The organism is Mesorhizobium sp. M7A.F.Ca.US.014.04.1.1 (genome assembly GCF_003998745.1).
Lineage (GTDB): Bacteria > Pseudomonadota > Alphaproteobacteria > Rhizobiales > Rhizobiaceae > Mesorhizobium > Mesorhizobium ciceri.
In genome coordinates this window covers 471-1,466 of the sequence record NZ_RZRW01000941.1, presented here as the reverse complement: position 1 = coordinate 1,466, position 996 = coordinate 471, and the positions used below count along the sequence as shown (strand labels likewise).

Sequence of the window (996 nt, the reverse complement as noted above, 5' to 3'; positions counted from 1 at the left end):
ACATCAGCGAGATGACGAGATCGGGCGCACCGGCGATGTTGCGCAGTTGCGATCTCTGTCGGAACAGGTTGCTTGCCAGGGACGCAAATCTCTGCTGTCCCATGTACGGCTCTGTAACTATGGCCGAGACGAGGCCCTGAACAAGCTGGAGATTACCGTTTACATTGCCTTCGAGCTTGGCCCTTATGATGTTGACCTTGGCCTGGACTTCGGCGCGCGCGAGTTGATCGGACACTTTCGTGTTCTGCAAGTCCGCAAGGACCGCGCAGATCACAAGCACGGCCAACGCAATTGCCGCCGGCAAGTTGGCGGTCGAAAAAACCGCCTTTCTTGCACCATCAAAGTCAAAATCCGTTCTGCCCGACCGGCTCAATTGCGTTTCCTTGACAAAAAGCCCATCGGCCAACGTAGGATGAACTGTTTAAATTTGGACTTCCAATCTGCATAAAAGCTTCTGGTCTGTGCCACCAAGTTTCGAAAGGCTGCGCTTGGGCGCTGCGCGTAGTACCGTTGGGCCTGTGCCGGCCAGTCCTGCTGCGCCGAACAGCAGGGTCGTCCTGCTCGGGCGGAAGAAGGGTAGGGAAAGCGGACGGACAGCCTGGGAGAGGAGAGGGGAGAGGGGAGGGGAGAGATCGACATCAGGAAGATGCTGTCATCGCTGGTTCGCACCGGGTCATCCGTCCATCTTCTGCTATGATCCCGACGCCGTGACGTTCGTCACGGCTCTTACTCACAGCCCTGACGCATCCTGGCCAGTGAGCTCTAAATTGGCCGCGCTTAACGATCCGGCTCGAACCAACTTGTCGTGCTGCCGCAAGGGTGCGTTACCCTGATCCATTCGCCGATGTCAGGCTCTTCGGCGTACGGGATGGTTACTGGTCCCCACGTCTTCGCAGCTTCAACAACATTTTCGGCCTGAACCTCGGCACGTTCCACAGCTTTGCCGTCGCGTATCAGCTCGACGGTGAAACTCTGCATAGATCGCACTCCTGTCGC

The 996-nt window shown here is 57.4% G+C and carries 1 protein-coding gene and 1 pseudogene; both read right to left on the bottom strand.

The window, feature by feature from the left end; all coding sequences use genetic code 11:
* Positions 1-292 (bottom strand): annotated as a pseudogene (locus tag EOA22_RS33330) (bifunctional diguanylate cyclase/phosphodiesterase); the annotation flags it as partial.
* Positions 293-777: 485 nt separating this feature from the next.
* Positions 778-996, bottom strand: a 219-nt coding sequence (locus EOA22_RS33325) for a hypothetical protein (RefSeq protein WP_245478753.1), incomplete at its 5' end; no start/stop codon positions are given.